Raw genomic sequence first — 18,538 nt, 5'->3', positions numbered from 1 at the left:
TATAGGTAAAGGCATTTGGTATACAGCCTCTTCAAAATATGGTTTATATCAAATTTTACTCACAACCTGTCTTGCTATACCTATACCTTTTGGTTAAGTAATTTTCTTACGCTTGAAGAACTAATAATAATGAGAAAATGCTGAACATTTAATTTCATCAAGGGATTTCATATGACTCCAGATATTTTCACCGACTTAAAAATCCAGCAAATGATTAAATTTTGCTCTACTGGCTATGATGTATGGGGTAAAATTATCAAGAGAGATGTCAGCAACAACTACGTTGCTGGCCGCGATCGTTCTATAGAAGGTCAGATATATTGGAATCACCTTAACAGTGAAGTTAGTTGTATTTTGGCTATTCACTCCTTTCTCAGGGAATACTTAACTTCTAAAGTGCCAGCTAGTGAAATCTCACAGCTTGACGCGATGAAAAACAGCTTTTTGTTGACGGTTGTAGATTATCAAAGACTTTGCTCCACAGCACACCTTGCAAAAAATATTGACAATAAAATTGAGAAAAACAATGCTCTCAAAAAAGACAGAAAAATTAACCTTGGCATTTCAACTTCTTCTTTAGCATCATCCATCCATGATATCCCCTCAAAGATCAATGGAATTGTGGCCACTATACTTGCACTTAAAAGTCTAAAACAAAATCTTGGGGCGGTGGATACCAGTTGGAGCGAACACTATAGAGCTGTCCGTCGTGATTTTCTGGCTATTGCTTCAAATATCATTGGTCTTTTTGCACCAACAGCGGTAGGAAATACAATTATTGTCGCGTGGATGTATAGCGATATACGAGACCTTAAAAATTTTAATAAAACCGGTCTAGAATTATCAGAAAACAAGCAGAAACTCTTAGATGCTGCTGGCAAATTCAGTGGCGATACATCCATAGGCGACTTCTATACTTACGTGCTTGTAACAGCGCTGGCAGAGCATTACGGTTTTTCTCCGAACAACGGAATTAAGTATAATCCACAGCATCCGCATCTGAATATGGCGAAAGTTATTATGGGGTAGAGTATAACTATCGGCTATTTTACATCACAAGAAAATATCTATTCAAAGCGCAGAAATAGTAATATTGGTCAACCTTAGTATCGAGACAAGCTAGGCACATACATCGTTCTTTGCTACTACTTCTGCTCTTAAAATCAACAGGAAGAGTTATTAACTAATTCTATTCAACTATTTTATAGGATACATCATTGAGCAAGGTGTTAATATTTGGTAACTCAGCCTCAGGGAAATCCACTCTAGCAAAGTATCTTTCCCAGAAGTTAGGACTTGCACATTTAGATTTAGACACTTTAGCATGGCTGCCAACCTCTCCCCCGCAAAGAATGCCTCTAGATGAATCTCAATTGAAGGTCATTGACTTTCTAGAGAAACATGAAAACTGGGTGGTAGAGGGGTGTTATACAGATTTATTAGAAATTCTGGCTGACCAAGCCACTGAAATCATATTTATGGATCTTAGCATTGAGCAATGTATACACAATGCCAAGTCTAGGCCATGGGAACCGCATAAGTATGACTCTAAAGAAGCTCAAGATTCAAATCTAAATATGCTGGTTAATTGGATAAAGGATTATAAAACAAGGCTAGATACCTTTTCTTACGACTCACATTTGAAATTTTATGAATCCTTCCAAGGAAAGAAATCTATTTACAATAAAAATCAAACTTATACTTAAGAGGGGTGATTCTACAATGCTACTGAGTATGTTTACTGGGCCTAAATAGTAAATAACTAATCAATGCTCCTACAGCTCCACCAACAAAGGGCATGAATAAATAATCCCAGCTCCAGGCCTTTGTTGCCAAAGCCACAGCCGGGTTTAAAATTCCGTATGAAGCGTTGTGGGATACAATCAACCCTAGCAGTAGTGAGCCACCCACAACAATCCCTGAGGTGGCCTTACTTATATCTTTATTATATGTCGTAGACATAACCCCAAAACTAAAGAAAGCAGTCCCCAATGCTTCACCAATGCCGCTAAAAACAGAGGCTTTATGAGAAACCAGCCAACCTTCCTGCCCCAATGGCACATACATAGTTACCATCAGCAACGCCAAAACTCCTCCACAAATTTGAACAATTACATAACCCAGAAAGTCTTTAAAGCTAATCTTCTTGGAAATTAACATGGAAAAAGAAATTGCTGGGTTGATATGACAGCCAGAAATGCCCCCAAGGAGATATACGCATAAGCCCAATGCAAGCCCCGCAGCAATAGGTGTCGCTATGGGAAAAGGGTTGGTTGGGGTTAGAGAGGTTAATACCGCTGCAGCGAGAATGAAGGTACCAATCAATTCTGCAGATAACTTTTGTATAAAAGTATAATTCATAGGCATCCTCTCAACATCAGCAAATTACTCTCAGCATTAATACAATCGGTTTGACTGAAAAATTGTTTTTCTATTGGGCACTTAAAAAGTGCCTAGATGATTGTAGACTATCAAACATCATAGAATAGCTTGATTTAGATCCGGTTTTACGTGCTTTTTATTTACCAAAGATGTTTCTATTGATTAAATAGCTTTCAATCATTGAAGAGTGATCACTGAGAATCTATGGCCTCCCTAATAACTTAAGTTAGAGCACCTAATAAATTCTCTAAAGAGCTTCACAAAATCCCCTCTTCTTCATAATCTACCTTCACATCTTTACCTGTTACAAACAAAACACACACTACAAAGCCTGCCAAGGCAAGGTAGGCATTGACTGTAAAAGCTCTATCAATACCAGTGGGAAGATCTGGAGCCATAGCAACGATGGTGGTATTCATTCCTAATCCTAATGCCCCACCGGCTATTTGATACATATAAAGTATTGCTCCAGCTAGACTTGATCGCGATGGATCGACTACCGTTATCGCCGCAGTCGTTATTGTGGAATAGAAGAGCCCAACCCCCGCACCCAGAATCATCAAGCCGGGAATAAGCACCGGATAGGTGGTATTGGCAGTCATATGCGAAAGCATAAACATTCCGATACACATACAAATGGTACCGGCAGAAACAATCACTTTAGCTCCAAGCTTTTCATACAAACTGCCAGATATATAGGAAACTATGCCAAATACCGCCATCATTGGTAACAACCCTATTCCAGAAAATGCTGCTGAGTAACCCCTAACCTTGGTCAGAAACTGAGGGATATAGAGCAATACTGCAAAAAAGACCACAGAGAGTAGTAATGTTGCCATGCCCGCCGCAAAGAACTTATTATTTGTAGCTACATCTTCAGGGATTAAGGCATTCTTGCCAGCATTGCGTTCTACGATGATAAAAAGCCCCAAAAATATCAAGAAAACTGCAAATAAAGAGACTATCCAGGGGCTTTTAAAGCCAAAGTCTACCGCCAAATCCAGCGCAACGAGCAAACCAAACAAAGAGATAGACAGGGTCGTTACTCCTGCATAATCTATTTTTTCATCAATTTTATCCGGACTGTCATCGGCGATCACCTTCCAACAAACTAGGCAAGCCAGAATCGCAATGGGGATGTTAATAAAAAAGATCCAGCGCCAACTAGCTAAATCAGTTAGTATTCCTCCCAACATTGGCCCAATGGCATTGGATGCTCCGCAGACTGTCATAATTAGGCCACCCGCCAAGCCTGAACGATCCTCCGGCATTAATCCATAGATCATCCCAAGAATGGCCGGCCACATCATTGCGCCTCCAATACCCATTAGTGCCCGAGATATTAGGAGCATCCACATGTCTACAGCCAGTCCACCAAGAAGAGAAAAAAAGACAAAGATTGCAGTGCCGATAAAGAAGATACGTCGGCGCCCAAACATATCGGCCAAGCGCCCTCCGGAGATGATTAGAACGCCAAAGACCAGGGTATATCCGTTTATTACCCACTGAGCCGTAGTGATATCAGAGTTAAACTCCTTCTCCATTGCAGGAATCGCTACAGAGAAAGCTGTGAAGTCATTTGCAATAAGAAATACCGCTAGACTGAGTGCTACCAAACCCCAAAATTGGGTTTTTGTCAGGGGAGTCCTAGTTTCTGTCATGGTATCCTTCCCGGCACTTATTTTTACAGCATGAACTAAAAAATCATTCTAGAAAGTTTGGCCTATCTGACCCTTTTAGTATTAATTTTTTGTGAGCGCATTACTTTTAGAAAGTCACTCAACCCAAAGTCTTTAGATGTTATTTATTATGCCTACAGATAGAACTGCTATTTTCGACAGTCATTTTCACATTATTACCCCTGGTTTTCCTCTTTTTTCAAATCAAGGATTTACGCCTGATTTCTTTACCACCAGCGACTATTTGGACCGGGTAAAAAATTACGACCTTCTCGGTGGTGCAGTTATTTCTGGGTCTTTTCAGCGTAATGATCACACCTACCTAATCGATGCTCTAAAAAACCTAGGGAAGAATTTTGTAGGAGTGATCCAGCTTCCGCCAGATACCAGAGATGAAAAGATATTGGCGCTCAATGAACATGGCGTCCGTGCTGTAAGATTCAATCTAAAGCGTGGGGATTCAATCTCTGCAGCAACTATCAAGGATTTCGCACAAAGAGTCTATGATCTGGCCAATTGGCATGTAGAACTCTATGTAGATTCAGCCAACTTGGCCCCTCTAGAAAGCACCTTACTAACCCTACCCAGCGTGTCTATTGATCACCTGGGATTGAGTCAATCTGGGCTCAAGTTGCTGCTATCTCTTGCCGAAAAAGGTGTACGAGTGAAAGCAACAGGATTTGGGCGCCTGGACTTCAATCCATCTAACGCCATTAAAGATCTTTATCAGGCTAACCCTAGCTGCCTTATGTTCGGTTCAGATTTACCGTCTACTAGAGCACCGCGTCCTTTTCGAGATGAGGATGTCACATTAATTAAAAATACTCTGGATGAAACGGGAGCTAACCAAGTACTTTGGCAAAATGCAAAAGCATTTTATTTTCACCAGAATGAACGGATAGGAAGTTAATGTGTATTAATCTATCAATCAATATTGCCAACTTCAATGTTTAAGGCTTTGAAATTAATTTTTCAATAAGCCAGAGCTCCCTCTTGCACAAAGCAGCTTCTCAAAGTAAATAATGGTTTGTTTAAGTCCATCGTTTAGCTTTACTTTGGGCTCCCAATTAAGTAAAGATTTTGCCTGATCAATAACTGGTTTACGCTGACGAGGATCATCTCTAGGTAACGGTAGGTAGATCAATTTTGAAGTTGACCCCGTTAATGAAAGTATTCGCTGAGCCAGCTGACTAATAGTAATCTCAGATGGATTTCCCAGATTAATGGGGCCCGTTATGTTTGCTGGTGCCCCCATCAAGCGAATCAATCCTTCAACTAAGTCATCAACGTAGCAAAAGCTTCGTGTTTGTTGGCCTGTACCATATATGGTTATATCATCACCCTTAAGCGCCTGAACGATGAAGTTACTTATTACACGCCCATCATTTGGGTGCATTCTTGGTCCGTATGTATTGAAGATCCTACCTACTTTTATTTGCAATCCATATTGACGGAAGTAACTGAAAAACAGGGTTTCAACACACCGCTTCCCTTCAATATAACATGAACGCATACAAACCGGATCTACCTTTCCCCAGTACTGCTCAGACTGAGGATGCACTTCAGGGTCTCCATAGACTTCGCTTGATGAAGCCTGGAGTATTTTGGCGTTAACTCGCTTTGAAAGGTCAAGCATATTAATTGCGCCATTAATATTAATCTTTAGCGTCTGTACTGGATCAACCTGGTAATGAATTGGCGAAGCTGGGCAAGCCAGATTATAAATTTCATCAACATCAACATATAATGCGTTTGTTACATCATGCTGAATAAAATTGAAACATGAATTCGATAACAGATGTTTTATATTGTGCTTTACCCCCGTGTGTAAATTATCAGCGCAGTAGACATCATGTCCCTCTCCCAATAATTTTTCACATAGATGAGCCCCTAAGAAGCCGGCGCCACCTGCAACCAATATTCGTGACATTATAATTCCACATTTAAAATACCAAACCTATAAATCATAGAATCGAATAATACACATAAGCCATAAACCTATCAAATACACCATCTTTAAGATAGAGTTAAATATAGCCACTTATTATTTATGCCCTAAAGATAGTTGTATCACAACATTTCACGCCACTGTTAAATGGTAAGCCCCACAAGGATTCATAATTCAACCCATTACAGTGACCTATTAAGACTCAGCCAAATTAGCTAAGGAAACACATTACTACTTGAGAGAACACCCATTAACACTTACAAACCAATATTGATTAGTATTAATAACAACACAATCTTCTAGAATATACCTTATAAATCATTTATTTATATCAACTACTTGGACTTTCTGAAAATGGCATTAGGCACCCTCTTCTGCTTTGCTCACCGAGGTTACCAAGGCTTGTTTAGTGAAAACACGCTACAGGCAATTGGCGAAGCACTGGATTTGAAGGTTGGAGGAGTAGAAATTGATATATGGAATATTGGCGGTCAACTTCTTGTTACTCATGATAGGCGCCTAGGTCGTTTGCAACCTGGGAATACAATTATTACAGACATGCAACCAGAAACTCTTAGAGCTATGCCTCTACCCTGCGGCAGTAAGATTCCAACGCTACAAGAAGTCTTAGACTTAATAGGTGACAAGGCTCAATTAAACATAGAACTCAAAGGCCCTAATTGTGCGACACTATTGGCACAAGAGATTCGTACATTTGTTACAGATAGCGGGGCTACTTTTGATCAATATATAGTATCTTCATTTGATCAATTACAATTATATGAATGCCTACGCCTACTACCAGAAGTTCGTCGCGGTGTAATAATAGTTGGGGTTCCCCTCGATCTAGCCGCATGTACAGCCCCTTTGAAAGCTTATTCACTACATACTGCCTTGGACTTCCTCCACAAAGATTTACTTAACGATGCCAAATATCGAGGGTTAAAAAACTATATTTTCACAGTAAATAACCCTGACGACTTAGCACTACTTGCCTCACAGGGTGCGGATGGAGTATTTACTGACAGACCACAAATGGTCTTGGATTTCAACAAAAAAATTATGGGCGCATAACCAACCAATCAAAAACTTAATCGGCAATTATTTTTGACTTAAAAATAAAAACATTTACGCGAACATTTAGAACCTATCTTAATTGATCCTCGCGCCCCCTTAACACTTCAAACTTGCAAAGCGGCTCTTTTTACAGACCAAGGTGACAAATCAAACAAAGGTGCCTCATCCAATACTAGGCGCTTTAAATTTTCCCCAATCACTGGGGCAAACTTAAAGGCTTGACCTGAACCATGGCTAAAAATAAAAATATTTTTGCTCAAACGGTCTAATACAAACCCTGCATCTGTACTCATTGTATAAGGACATAAGTGCGCCTCTGAGCGGGATCTAACACCTTCTATATAAGAAAATACAAAATCGTCTAGAATTTGCAGTAGCTCTGTAGGAATCGTCATATTCGCAGAGGGAGTGTAATCTGACCTTTTTAACTTGTCTGGTGCCCAATCAATACCTATTTTGATCAAATCTGTGCCGTTCTTCTTATCCCCCATACAAGGAAACCCATAGTAAAGCCCTTGATCAGGATCATTCTTTGCTTTTTCCTGAAAACAGAACCACTGTGGATAGGTATCCATACGATCTCTTTCAATCGTATAGTACGCCCATAACATTGGCCAAATCTGAAGCTGTACCTGATACCCAAATAGTTCAAGGAAATATCTAGACCAAGGGCCTGCTGCTATAATACAACGCTTGGATGAAGCTTTAGTACCATCCTCAAGTAGGACATTTACATCAGTACCATCAGAGACCGAAACCACTTTGGTTCCTAACCTAATTTTATGGCCACAACGAATCACTTCATTTTTCCAAAAACTTAAGGACTCGCAGGATAACACAGCGCCTGCTGCTGGCTCAAATAGCCCTTGCCAGCCGGGCTTGGTGCGCAGTGGCCAGCGCGCACTAATTTCCTTTGCAGTCAACTCTTCAAGAGGTATTGATTGCCTCTGCATGACTTGTTTAGCCGCACAGATACTCCCTTCAATGGTTTCCTCCCCCCAGTCTTCACCATAAAATAACAGGCCATGGGATACTCTAAGTTTTTTACCATAATGTTTTTCCTGAGATTCCCAAAGTACATTAGAATATTTTGCAGCTTGGCAGTAATATGGATTGGAGTACATCGCTCTGAACATTCTCGTACTACCGGAGCTACTACCAAAAGTATTTCCAATCTGGAATTGGTCACAAACTAGAATGGAATCCACAGATTTGCGTAGCGCATATGCTGAACTAAGACCTGCCATACCCGCACCAATGATTATCACATCGTAGTAGCTTGTCATCTTAACGCTCTAACCGTAGCCAACAAACTGTCTTCCTAAATAACTAAGATGGGGGTACCCAGATTCCAATTTTTTAAAGCAGGCTTCAGAAATTTTACTAAATATAAAATGATAGACTTGCCGTGGATTCACAGACCGCCAAACCTCTGGGTTGTAAAACTCAATAGAATCAGCCATCACTGCACCGGCACTAGAAAGTCCTTCATCAAATACTATCGTGCCTTTTTCTTCCAATATTTGTTGAGCTCCAGATACAAAAGGTAAGTTAGCCACACAAACCAATACTCTAGCCTTTAGATTCCTAGCCAAAGCAACATCAATTATCCGGGAGGCTGAGGCGAGAACAACAATATCCCAGTCCTGTGAAATCCAATTTTCTATATTTTCAGAATTGACGGCACCTGAAATACTACCTCGCTCCAAGATATGATCATAGACAGATACCAGCTCTCCCATTTTTACCAACCTTTTAACGATTCTGCTCCCAACAGCACCTGCACCATGCACTAAAACTCTTGCCCTGGGGATATTGAGTGCGGATTTTCCCGCTGCAATAGCACCTAAAGCACCTGATGCCGTAGCTTCTGCATAATGCATCTTTGAACCTAATGCGGCTAACACATATTGGGTTTTCGCAGCTAGACGCATCACTTGTGTATCTCCAAAGTTAAGGTCTGCACCAGTGAACATATCTCCTTTTCTTTTATTGAGCTCTGATGATGCTATGGTAATAATTTCACCAAAGGATGCTTGCGATATGCTATTGACATTTGCAACAATTTTCCCCCCCCTAAATCCTGTATGATAGGTTTGGTGCTTAACCTGCATTCGCTCTGCTAACTGACAGGCTTCATCAGCAGCATATTCATCCTTCTGATATTCTAATACTCTCAGACCGCCATTCGCTGGCAACGAACTTCTTTTAGCGCAAGCGAAATGGATTGTTCCACATGACATTTCAATCGAAAGTAAATCTACACTCATGATAGATCCACCATATCAGCGACGCTCCAAGCGAATATAGTGATGAACATAATCCATACTATATTGATTGGGACTATTGAAAATACGTTCCTGCAACTCATCATATAACTTTGCAATCGCAGTAGAACTCCCTCCATACTCAACAATTGATGTATGGAATGTTCGCTCACTCCAACTCCGTATAGTTTTCATCAGCCCCTCGGAAAAGGCTGAAGCATTTCCATCCAAATCAAACTGACTGCGATATGGGCATGGTGTCATTTGTATTGACACTTCATGCACGATCCAGTTTTTCTTATGATGAGGCATATTAAGAACCTGCCAAATATCTTCATCTGTACGATAATAATTTTGAAATACTGCACCTTCAAAGGCACTTTTCGATATTTCCCCAGCTTCATACAGCTGCAACCAAATATCATACAGCGTGTCAAACATATCTTTATCTTTTGCGTTATTACCCAGCAAATGGCCGCTTTCATCCTGAGCCAAATCCACAAGAACAAATTGACCACCCACCTCAAACTCCCAGGCTCTCGCCTCAAGCAGTGAATCAAAATCATTCACGGACTGCGCTCTGAAGGGTTCGCGCCGAAAGCCACTCACCTTGTTTGCGTGTATGTGTTCTAAAAAAGTGTCAGGCATTTTAGATAGCCAGTGCATTGTGGTAGCCGCCAGAGCAATATTGAGTGAAGCCTGGGGTGCCACATGATTATAAAAGCTACTGGGTTGTATAAAGACCACTAGATTTTCAAACTTAGCTCTTAATTCGTTTAGATTATCAGCGAGTGTTAACAGATCACTGGATGGTAAATCATTAGCGATATGGTATATCGGTTTATCACCGAGTTTTTTAAATAGTCGCCCCCATAATTCCATAGAAGTTCCACCATCTGCAGCGCCATAATCGATAGTGTTACAAAATTTTTTATTTGGTATAGAATCCAAGGCACACAGAAATAAAGGCCAACTTTTATCAATACAGATCTTAGCTCCCAAAGTTTCCTGGGAGTAATTCTGTAACATCCCTATACTCATAGACTAATCCGCCCTCTGTGTTTCTTGCCACTTCCTGTCTAAACAGGAAACATTTAGAGTAATTATAATGTTGACAGATTACCGCAAGGTGGGGCGAACTCTTAATAATTACTAAGCAAACAATACAGACTAGCATTTTAACCATTATTAGAAATAGCCTCTAAAATCTAGCTGTTTTTCTCCGTATCAACTCTTCGTACACTCTCACCCTATACAATTAACTCTATAAAGACTGTTTACCTAAGAATGAATCCTCCTAGAGGTATTTTTCCCAGAAAAATATTTACGCTGGTATAAATATCCAGACAACATTGATTGTTAGAAAAAAGGAGGCTTTAGGCTTTTTGAAAATAAAAGGAACTACTACCCTCTTAGATATTTTATTTTGTACTCCCTACCCTACGAGGCTCCCCCTCAACAAAAAAAACTGATACCACCAGCCCAATGAGTGCTAAGTAGGCATTAATTGTGAAAGCTCGGTCTATACCGGTTGAGAGATCTGGGGCTAAGGCAATTATGGTGGTATTCATTCCCAAGCCTAATGCGCCGCCGGCGATCTGGAACATATAGATAATCCCGCCTGCCAGACTCGATCGGTTGCGAGCAACAATGGTCACTGCAACTGTAGTCACTGTCGAAAAGAAAAAACCAACCCCGGCACCAAGCACCAATAGGCCTGGTATCAACTCCCGGAAACTGGTATTTACTTGTATATGGGAGAGCATGAACATTGCTACACTGATAAATACCGAGCCTATCGCTATGATCACCTTGGCTCCTATTTTTTCGTAAAGCCTACCGGATATATAGGAAACTAAGCCGTAAGCCATCATCATCGGCATCAGCCCAATGCCGGCCAATGTTGGGGAATAACCCCGCACTTTGGTGAGAAACTGTGGAATATATACAAGCGCAGAAAAGAAGACTACTGAAAGCAATAAGGTCACTACACATGCCGCAAAGAAACGCCTGTTACTCATAACATCTTTGGGAATTAGTGCATCACTTCCGGCATTACGCTCAACAGCAGTAAAGCCTCCCAGAAAAAACACGCTAATGATAAATAAGAGGACAACTATCGGACTTTTAAAGCCCAGTTCTACGACAAGATCCAAGGCCATTAACAAGCTAAACAAAGAAATAGAGAGTATCGTCACTCCCAGGTAGTCAATATGCTCGTCAATCTTCTCTGGCTTATCATCAGCGACCGTTTTCAAGCAGCCTAAACACACTAATGCTGCGACTATAACATCGAGAAGAAATATCCATCGCCAACTCGCAAACTCGGTTAAAAAACCTCCTAACATTGGGGCAAAGGAGTCAGAGATTCCACACACACCCATGATTAGACCGCCGGCCAGGCCCGAGCGCTCTTTTGGTATGAGTTCATAGACCATCCCCAATATTGCCGGCCACATCAGCGCCCCACCAATTCCCATCAAGGCTCTGGACACTAGCAGCATCCAAATATCCATGGAAAAAGCGGCAAGCAGCGAAAAGAAGGCAAAAAAACCTGCACCTATAAAAAAAATGCGTCGCCGCCCATAAATATCAGCCAAACGTCCACCCGTGATAATCAGAACACCAAATACGAGGATGTAGCCGTTGATAATCCACTGGGCTCTTGTAATGTCAGAATTAAACTCTTGCTCAATGGTGGGGATGGCGGCGGGGAATATGGTTAGATCATTTGCCACCAAAAATACAGCGAAGCTGAGGCCAATCAGCGCCAACAACCTCTCTTTACTTTTGAAAGTATTGGAATCTGCCATTGAGTTCTACCGAGCGCGCTCTTTTATCAGAGCAAAGATCGTTGCTTTGACAGTTTGGCTTATTAGGTTGTAGAGCAACGGACTCGGCGGAAGACTGGCGTGCCTGGAGAACCAGAAGAAATTCAAGAGCGCTTAAGACAGCTCCAGGGGGAGCTGCCAAGATTGATTACTGACTATATTCCTGGATCGGTTGGAAATCAGGGTTGGCGCCACAGGAAGAGCGTACCACCAGTTCGGTTGGCAGCACTGCTGGCTCTGCTGTCTTATCACCGATCAACTGCATCATCTTCTCCACCATCAGCTCACCGCCACGCTGGATATTCTGGCGCACAGTCGTTAGTGGGGGCGTATAGAAAGGCGCGATGGGGATATCATCAAATCCAACTACTGCAATGTCGTCGGGAACCTTGTAACCCTGGCTCTGCAAAGCCTTGATGGCTCCCATTGCAATGCTGTCACTTGCGGCGAAAATCGCATCGAAGCTCAACCTCTCGGTTTTTAGCAAGTCTGCAATGGATTGATAACCGCTTTCGCTGGAGAAAGAAACCTGAATTTGACGCTCGCTATTACCCAGCCCCTCTGCGGTAAGTGCGGCCCTATACCCCTCGTAGCGACCGTAAATTTCGGGGTGCGCAGTATCACCAAGAAAGAGGATGTTACGACGTCCCAGCTTGAGTAGGTGCTCGGTGGCCTGGCGCCCTCCCATCTGATTGTCACTACTTACAATGCAGTAATCGAGATCTGGTTTGGTAGTACCTCCCCATACTACCAACGGATCGCCCTGGCGTTGTAGTTCACGCAGGGGGCTGTCGTCCACCCCTTGTCCAATCACAATTACCCCATCGGCGCGGCGAGACCCCATTAAGTAGGCATGCCAATCGTCACTTGTAACGATACGATTTGAAAACAGTAGATCATATCTGTGCTCGGCCAAGCGATCGGCAATCGCGCCAATCATGTCCAACATAAAGGGGTCGGAAAAAGTCTGACCTCCGGCGCTTCCGGTATTGATGACGACAGAAATGGTATGGCTGCGTTTTAAACGCAGATTGCGTGCACTCTCGTTGATTTTGTAATTCATACTACGCGCGATTTGCTGAATACGCTCCCGAGTCTTTTCATTGATTAGCGGGTTGTTATTCAGCGCGCGGGAAACAGTGGATTCAGAAACTCCCGCCAGCCGTGCAATATCGGACATGGAGACGGGAGAGGAGGAATCCTTAGGCATGCGTACTTCACCTTGTTCGCGGGAAATACGCCATCTTAGGCGTGCTACAAGAGTTTGTAAAATGAACTCTGATAGCTCAAACCGTCAACTTAGCTGAGGCCCCAACTTCTCGCCCTTCCACAGCCCTACGGAAAAAGAACAAGCTGACTAGAATTACCGAGATCGGCACCAGTGATAAGTAAAAGGCCACCTGACCATCAAAGGCTTCAAAAACCGAACCCGTAATCAGTGAACCGGTAGTGCCCCCTAGCGCAGAAAAAATCACCAGAAGCCCGGTCATCGCCGAATGCTGATGGGTCGGTAGTGAACTCAGCATCACCGAGTTGATTGCCGGATAAATGGGGGCCATAAACAGGCCAATCAGAGGCAGAATAAAGGCCGCAATCGGCGCATTGAACCAGTTGATATCCGGGTTGGCCTGCACATCACTGGATAGCGGCAGAGTCAGTACCACCAGTAATGCCATTGCCAGCAGGCAGACATTCAGCACTGGGTACCAGTGTAAACGCCGCATAATAGCCCCAGCCCCCAAGCGGCCCAAGGCGAGCCCTGCGGCAAAAATACTGGCAGCCTGGACGCTCATCGCCGCTGGTAGCTTCAAAATTTCATTGTTAAACGTGGGCAACCAGCTGCCGATACCCTGTTCGATCAACACATAGATAAAAACGGAAATTACATAAATATAAACCAGGGGCTTGGCCATCAGTTTTATCATTGCCCAGAAATCCTGCCGTGGACTGGTGCCTTCAACCCGGGTACCCGACTCATCCATTTTTGTCAGCGACAATAAAATAAAGGCAAACAGACAAATCGCAGCCAGCACCCAATACACACTCAGCCAAGCTATGGAACCTGGATTGGCTGAGTCGATAAAGGCACTAAACAGCCAATACCCACCAAGAACCCCCACCATAAATACCCCCTCCAGGGTATTCACCATACTCGCATGTTCATTTGGACCACGGGTTAACAGGCCCACAGTTGAATAAACCGCGACCTTCACCAAGGCAAATGCGACTCCCACGGAAAGGAACAGTAGTTTTGCTGTCCAGAAACCTGGCAATAGGGGCATGGCAATACAAGCCCCGGTAACAATAGCGAGCCCCATCAGCATGGCCCGCTTAAATCCGAAACGCGGCAGTTGCGAAGCCACCAGAAAAGATACGATGCCGATGGGGATATCCTTAAAGCCCTCCAATACACTGGCTGCAGATTTACTCACGCCGTAAGTATTAATCACCTGCAGTATCACAGTACCGACACTGTTCAAGAGAATGGCGAATACAAAGTAGATGGCGAATAGGGAAAGCAGTATGCGCTGATTGTTCATAAGGAAATCTTTATCGGTCTATGGCTCAGGCGTGCAGCCGTACCAGCCTGTTATTGTACATTTTTTGATCTCTTGGTGTGGGTTGATGACTGTAAATTTTCACGCCCCCAGAACTCAACAGTATGACTTACCACAAAAGAATTGCAATCGTTTGCAATGTTTCAAACTGCCAAATAGAGACCATTCAGCGATCGCCGGTCAGACTAGCGGGTTACTAGATAACAACAATGCTAATAAATTCATTATTATCAATAAGTTAAAGAATTTTTACACTCACAAATAGCACATAGCTACCGTAGGAGGAGATTTTTTTACCTCCGAAATGCAATCGATTGCATTTTAATGTGTACAAGCGATAGACTGCAGGGAGTTGCTCGAAGCGCTAATCACTTCGGCAAAGCACCTAACCATCAGTTTCTGTGTAAGTGGTATGAAGAAAGAACAACAACATAAGCTTGAAATTCACCCCTGGGGCCTGCTGGAAAGAGAGTTTCAAGCGGATGACTACCCTCTTAACGCCACCCTATTCTCCCTGGGCAATGGTTTTATTGGCCTGAGAGGCACCTTTGAGGAAGGCTTTGATCCCGAGCCCTTTTCTGATGGCTGTTACCTCAATGGGGTCTATGCCAGTGAACCTATTCGCTACGGCGAGGCTGCTTACGGCTACGCCCGCAATAATCAGCGCATGCTAACAGTACCGGACGGCAAGGGTATTCAAATCTGGGTTGATGGAGAGCGTTTCAACCTCGCTGAGGGTGAAATACTCGAGTATGAGCGCCATCTGGATATGGCCAGCGCAACCCTTGCGCGCAGCCTTACCTGGCGTTCACCTCTTGGAAAAACCCTCAGGCTCAAAACCCAGCGCCAAATCTGCCTAACTGAAAAACACCTAGTGCTCATCCATGTTGAAATCACTCCACTGGATTTTGGTGGGGAGATACGCTTGTTAACGGGGCTGGATGGCAATCTCGACCAAGCCGAGCGCAGTGACGATCCACGCCTGGCTTCCCCCATTGACCAAGGGGATATCCAATGGCTGAATAACGTCGCCGATGGTGACTACTTGGCACTGGCGCTCTCAGTTAGAAGCAGTGGCTATGAGATTCGCTGTGCCGCCACACACCGCCTGCAGGCCAGTGCGGGCCACACAATGACTAATCTGCGCCATGAAAACCGAGTAGCCACCGAATACCGATGTGTTGCCCAACGGGGTAAACCCATAGGACTGACCAAATACCTAGCCTACTTCGCAGAGCAAAGGGCTGAGCCGATTGAAGCTGGATCACTTCGCCAATACCTTGAGCTCAACGCCAATAAAAGTTTTGCTGAATATGCCAAGGCCCAACGCATAGAGATGGATAAATTCTGGCAAGAATCCGATATCCAGGTACTTGGCAACGACAGCCTACAGCAAGGTATTCGATTTAATCTTTTCCACCTATTCCAATCCCTAGGCAGGGATGGACGTACGAATATCGCTGCTAAAGGGCTCTCGGGAGATGGTTACGACGGCCATTACTTCTGGGATACAGAAATCTATGTATTGCCGTTTTTTCTCTACACCCAGCCCAATATGGCCCGCCACCTGCTGGAGTATCGCCACTCGATCCTGGATGCGGCCCGTGCCCGTGCCCGAGAGCTGGCGATCAGCAAGGGCGCACTCTTTCCCTGGCGCACCATTGGCGGGGAGGAGTGCTCTGCATACTACCCTGCCGGCACCGCCCAGTTTCATATCAATGCGGATATCGCCTATGCGGTTCGCCACTACAGCCGAGTCACTGGCGATACAGAGTTTCTGCGGGCAAAAGGGGCGGAGCTGGTTATTGAGGGGGCCCGCCTATGGATGGAAATTGGCCACTTCAACCCTCGCCGAAACAACCAATTTTGTATTAATGAAGTCACTGGCCCGGATGAATATACTGCGTTGGTAGATAACAACTTCTATACCAACCTGATGGCCCGTGCGCATTTGGAGTATGCTGCAGAGGTATACCAATGGTTGCAATCCTTTGATCCAGAAGCGTGCCTGGCCTTGGCCCAGCGTATAGAGTTGGGCCCACAGGAGCCCATGCTTTGGGCAAAAGCCGCAAAGGCCATGTACCTTCCCTACGACCAATCCCAAGGTATCCACCCGCAGGATGATGGCTTCCTCGACAAGCCAGTGTGGGACTTTGAGCAAACACCGGCAAATCATTACCCCCTGCTACTGCACTACCATCCACTGGTAATTTATCGACATCAGGTTTGCAAGCAGGCAGATGTAGTCTTGGGACTATTGCTCGAAAGTTCCGAGTTTTCCATCGAACAAAAACGCCGCGACTTCGATTTTTACGAACCGCTCACTACACACGATTCCACCCTATCCGCCTGCATCCACAGCATTATTGCCAGTGAGGTGGGATACCCTGAAAAAGCGCTCGACTACTTCCAGCAAGTAGCACGAATGGACCTGGACAATCACCACAATAATACCCAGCACGGTATCCATACCGCCTGTATGGGCGGCACCTGGATGTGCATGGTGCAGGGCTTTGCCGGTATGCGCCTGCATGGTACCGAATTGAGCTTCGCCCCGTTTGTACCCGAGGGTATGGAAGGTTATCGCTTCCGTCTGCAATTCCGTGGTCGCACCCTGGAAGTGGACATCAATTACAGTAATGCCAGCTATACCCTGATAACTGGCGAGCCCATCAACCTTCATCACATTCATGAACCCGTATTTCTCGCAGTAGGCGAAACCCAAACATTTGAGATAGCACCGCCAGTGGAGGTAACACAGTGATCTATCGTGCTGCAATTTTTGATCTGGATGGTGTACTCGCAGATACCGCACGACTACACCTGAAAGCCTGGCACCAACTGGCCCAAGAACTCAAGCGCCCATGGGCTGAAGATACCGGTGAAAGGCTTAAGGGATTGGAGCGTATGGCCTCATTGGAAGTGATTCTTGGGGAAGAGAGCGATCGGTTTAGTGAAAAGGAAAAGATCGATCTAGCTAGCAGAAAAAATAGTTATTATCAGAAACTGATTCGCAGCTTATCTCCAAAAGATCTACTGCCCGGTGCTGGGGAGCTTCTCGCCTGGTTAAACGAGAAACAAATCCCCATCGCCCTGGCCTCAGCCAGTAAGAATGCGCAGGCCGTTTTGCAAGCATTGGAGATATCACATTACTTCTCAACAATTGCCGATCCAGAACAGTCCGCACCTAAACCCTGCCCGGATATTTTCCTCGCAGCAGCGCAAGGCCTACAAGTTGAACCTGAACTCTGTGTTGCCTTTGAGGATGCTGCTGCCGGGGTCGCTGCGATCAAAGCCGCCAAGGGAATGACTGCTGTTGGGGTGGGGAGTGAAAATTCCCTGAGAAAAGCTGATTTTATTGTCGGCAGCCTGTCGGAGTTCGTCCCTAAAGACTTTTTTCTTTCTGCTATCCACGCAGCTTCAATCAGTTAAATGTAAGAACTGTTTCAAAATCAATATTCAAGCTGAATAGAAAGATTGCTCTCCTTCTATTCAGCATTACTTGCTTTCTAATATTGTAAAGAGGTAGCCCACTAAATAGCGACTACTAACAGTCTCTCCCTAAAGCTAAACTTTACTGCTACAATATATTTAACACGCACTAAGGTTACTTCCAAAAACCAACCCCGACAGAAACGAGATATGAAAGAAAGGGCCACCAATCAATAGATTGGGGAGAAATCACCCTACGCATATATGGAAAATACGTGTACTCGAAGAAATAAAAACCAGAATAAGTATCTGACCTTTCCTAAGAATTCACTGAGTGATTGAGCAAAATTACCAGCCCCATTTC

15 protein-coding genes are annotated in these 18,538 nt (G+C 44.0%); 6 read left to right on the top strand and 9 right to left on the bottom strand.

Features of this window, described 5'->3' with window-relative positions; translation table 11 throughout:
• Positions 1-171: 171 nt before the first annotated feature.
• Both ACJJIJ_RS05305 and ACJJIJ_RS05300 read left to right on the top strand, forming a co-directional pair.
• Positions 172-1,029, top strand: a complete 858-nt coding sequence (locus ACJJIJ_RS05305) for a hypothetical protein (protein ID WP_252085518.1) — start codon at positions 172-174, stop codon at positions 1,027-1,029.
• A 197-nt stretch (positions 1,030-1,226) separates the two neighbouring features.
• Positions 1,227-1,706: an AAA family ATPase gene (locus ACJJIJ_RS05300; protein ID WP_252085983.1), complete on the top strand. Its 480-nt coding sequence runs from the start codon at positions 1,227-1,229 to the stop codon at positions 1,704-1,706.
• 19 nt (positions 1,707-1,725) lie between these two features.
• On the opposite strand, the gene ACJJIJ_RS05295 is transcribed toward ACJJIJ_RS05300, so the two are convergent.
• Positions 1,726-2,361 (bottom strand): MIP/aquaporin family protein, encoded by a 636-nt coding sequence (locus tag ACJJIJ_RS05295; protein WP_252085517.1) that lies wholly within the window; start codon positions 2,359-2,361, stop codon positions 1,726-1,728.
• Positions 2,362-2,639: 278 nt separating this feature from the next.
• Positions 2,640-4,043, bottom strand: a complete 1,404-nt coding sequence (locus ACJJIJ_RS05290) for an MFS transporter (protein WP_444938828.1) — start codon at positions 4,041-4,043, stop codon at positions 2,640-2,642.
• A 136-nt stretch (positions 4,044-4,179) separates the two neighbouring features.
• On the opposite strand from ACJJIJ_RS05290, the gene ACJJIJ_RS05285 reads away from it, so the two are divergent.
• Positions 4,180-4,971 carry an amidohydrolase family protein gene (locus ACJJIJ_RS05285; RefSeq protein ID WP_444938827.1) on the top strand — a complete coding sequence of 264 codons (792 nt, stop codon included), beginning with the start codon at positions 4,180-4,182 and terminating at the stop codon, positions 4,969-4,971.
• Between the two features lie 54 nt (positions 4,972-5,025).
• Here ACJJIJ_RS05285 and ACJJIJ_RS05280 read toward each other — a convergent pair whose 3' ends face one another.
• The gene (locus ACJJIJ_RS05280) at positions 5,026-5,991 is read right to left on the bottom strand and encodes a UDP-glucuronic acid decarboxylase family protein (protein ID WP_444938826.1); all 966 of its coding nucleotides are present in this window, start codon (positions 5,989-5,991) and stop codon (positions 5,026-5,028) included.
• Between the two features lie 372 nt (positions 5,992-6,363).
• Here ACJJIJ_RS05280 and ACJJIJ_RS05275 point away from each other — a divergent pair, with 372 nt between their 5' ends.
• Positions 6,364-7,083, top strand: coding sequence for a glycerophosphodiester phosphodiesterase (locus tag ACJJIJ_RS05275; RefSeq protein ID WP_252085513.1), 720 nt, complete (start codon positions 6,364-6,366; stop codon positions 7,081-7,083).
• A gap of 107 nt (positions 7,084-7,190) precedes the next feature.
• Here the strand turns inward: ACJJIJ_RS05275 and ACJJIJ_RS05270 are convergent, their stop codons facing one another.
• From ACJJIJ_RS05270 to ACJJIJ_RS05245, 6 genes are all read right to left on the bottom strand, one after another.
• Positions 7,191-8,372, bottom strand: coding sequence for an FAD-dependent oxidoreductase (locus tag ACJJIJ_RS05270; RefSeq protein ID WP_444938825.1), 1,182 nt, complete (start codon positions 8,370-8,372; stop codon positions 7,191-7,193).
• A gap of 9 nt (positions 8,373-8,381) precedes the next feature.
• On the bottom strand, positions 8,382-9,356 hold the full coding sequence (locus ACJJIJ_RS05265) for an NAD(P)-dependent oxidoreductase (protein WP_444938824.1): 975 nt from the start codon (positions 9,354-9,356) through the stop codon (positions 8,382-8,384).
• A 15-nt stretch (positions 9,357-9,371) separates the two neighbouring features.
• Positions 9,372-10,394: a class I SAM-dependent methyltransferase gene (locus tag ACJJIJ_RS05260; RefSeq protein ID WP_444890645.1), complete on the bottom strand. Its 1,023-nt coding sequence runs from the start codon at positions 10,392-10,394 to the stop codon at positions 9,372-9,374.
• 380 nt (positions 10,395-10,774) lie between these two features.
• Positions 10,775-12,166 carry an MFS transporter gene (locus ACJJIJ_RS05255; protein WP_444938823.1) on the bottom strand — a complete coding sequence of 464 codons (1,392 nt, stop codon included), beginning with the start codon at positions 12,164-12,166 and terminating at the stop codon, positions 10,775-10,777.
• A gap of 166 nt (positions 12,167-12,332) precedes the next feature.
• Positions 12,333-13,394: a LacI family DNA-binding transcriptional regulator gene (locus ACJJIJ_RS05250; RefSeq protein WP_444890647.1), complete on the bottom strand. Its 1,062-nt coding sequence runs from the start codon at positions 13,392-13,394 to the stop codon at positions 12,333-12,335.
• A gap of 76 nt (positions 13,395-13,470) precedes the next feature.
• A complete protein-coding gene (locus ACJJIJ_RS05245) occupies positions 13,471-14,724 on the bottom strand; it encodes an MFS transporter (RefSeq protein WP_444890648.1) in 1,254 nt (417 codons plus the stop codon).
• A gap of 430 nt (positions 14,725-15,154) precedes the next feature.
• Between ACJJIJ_RS05245 and ACJJIJ_RS05240 the strand changes: the two genes are divergently transcribed.
• The gene (locus ACJJIJ_RS05240) at positions 15,155-17,506 is read left to right on the top strand and encodes a glycoside hydrolase family 65 protein (RefSeq protein WP_444938822.1); all 2,352 of its coding nucleotides are present in this window, start codon (positions 15,155-15,157) and stop codon (positions 17,504-17,506) included.
• Positions 17,503-18,174, top strand: coding sequence for a beta-phosphoglucomutase (gene pgmB / locus ACJJIJ_RS05235; RefSeq protein WP_252085505.1), 672 nt, complete (start codon positions 17,503-17,505; stop codon positions 18,172-18,174). Before ACJJIJ_RS05240 ends, pgmB begins: the two co-directional genes overlap by 4 nt.
• Positions 18,175-18,538: the final 364 nt, after the last annotated feature.

Source organism: Microbulbifer mixtoriginis (SeqCode) (genome assembly GCF_052467945.1).
This window is presented reverse-complemented; position numbering and strand designations above follow the sequence as displayed.

What these genes read in the sequence shown, in the direction of transcription:
- ACJJIJ_RS05305 (WP_252085518.1), top strand. Translation starts at nt 172, where the DNA reads ATGACTCCAGATATTTTCACCGACTTAAAAATCCAGCAAATGATTAAA.
- ACJJIJ_RS05295 (WP_252085517.1), bottom strand. Translation starts at nt 2,361, where the DNA reads ATGAATTATACTTTTATACAAAAGTTATCTGCAGAATTGATTGGTACC.
- ACJJIJ_RS05290 (WP_444938828.1), bottom strand. Translation starts at nt 4,043, where the DNA reads ATGACAGAAACTAGGACTCCCCTGACAAAAACCCAATTTTGGGGTTTG.
- ACJJIJ_RS05285 (WP_444938827.1), top strand. Translation starts at nt 4,180, where the DNA reads ATGTTATTTATTATGCCTACAGATAGAACTGCTATTTTCGACAGTCAT.
- ACJJIJ_RS05280 (WP_444938826.1), bottom strand. Translation starts at nt 5,991, where the DNA reads ATGTCACGAATATTGGTTGCAGGTGGCGCCGGCTTCTTAGGGGCTCAT.
- ACJJIJ_RS05275 (WP_252085513.1), top strand. Translation starts at nt 6,364, where the DNA reads ATGGCATTAGGCACCCTCTTCTGCTTTGCTCACCGAGGTTACCAAGGC.
- ACJJIJ_RS05270 (WP_444938825.1), bottom strand. Translation starts at nt 8,372, where the DNA reads ATGACAAGCTACTACGATGTGATAATCATTGGTGCGGGTATGGCAGGT.
- ACJJIJ_RS05265 (WP_444938824.1), bottom strand. Translation starts at nt 9,356, where the DNA reads ATGAGTGTAGATTTACTTTCGATTGAAATGTCATGTGGAACAATCCAT.
- ACJJIJ_RS05260 (WP_444890645.1), bottom strand. Translation starts at nt 10,394, where the DNA reads ATGAGTATAGGGATGTTACAGAATTACTCCCAGGAAACTTTGGGAGCT.
- ACJJIJ_RS05255 (WP_444938823.1), bottom strand. Translation starts at nt 12,166, where the DNA reads ATGGCAGATTCCAATACTTTCAAAAGTAAAGAGAGGTTGTTGGCGCTG.
- ACJJIJ_RS05250 (WP_444890647.1), bottom strand. Translation starts at nt 13,394, where the DNA reads ATGCCTAAGGATTCCTCCTCTCCCGTCTCCATGTCCGATATTGCACGG.
- ACJJIJ_RS05245 (WP_444890648.1), bottom strand. Translation starts at nt 14,724, where the DNA reads ATGAACAATCAGCGCATACTGCTTTCCCTATTCGCCATCTACTTTGTA.
- ACJJIJ_RS05240 (WP_444938822.1), top strand. Translation starts at nt 15,155, where the DNA reads ATGAAGAAAGAACAACAACATAAGCTTGAAATTCACCCCTGGGGCCTG.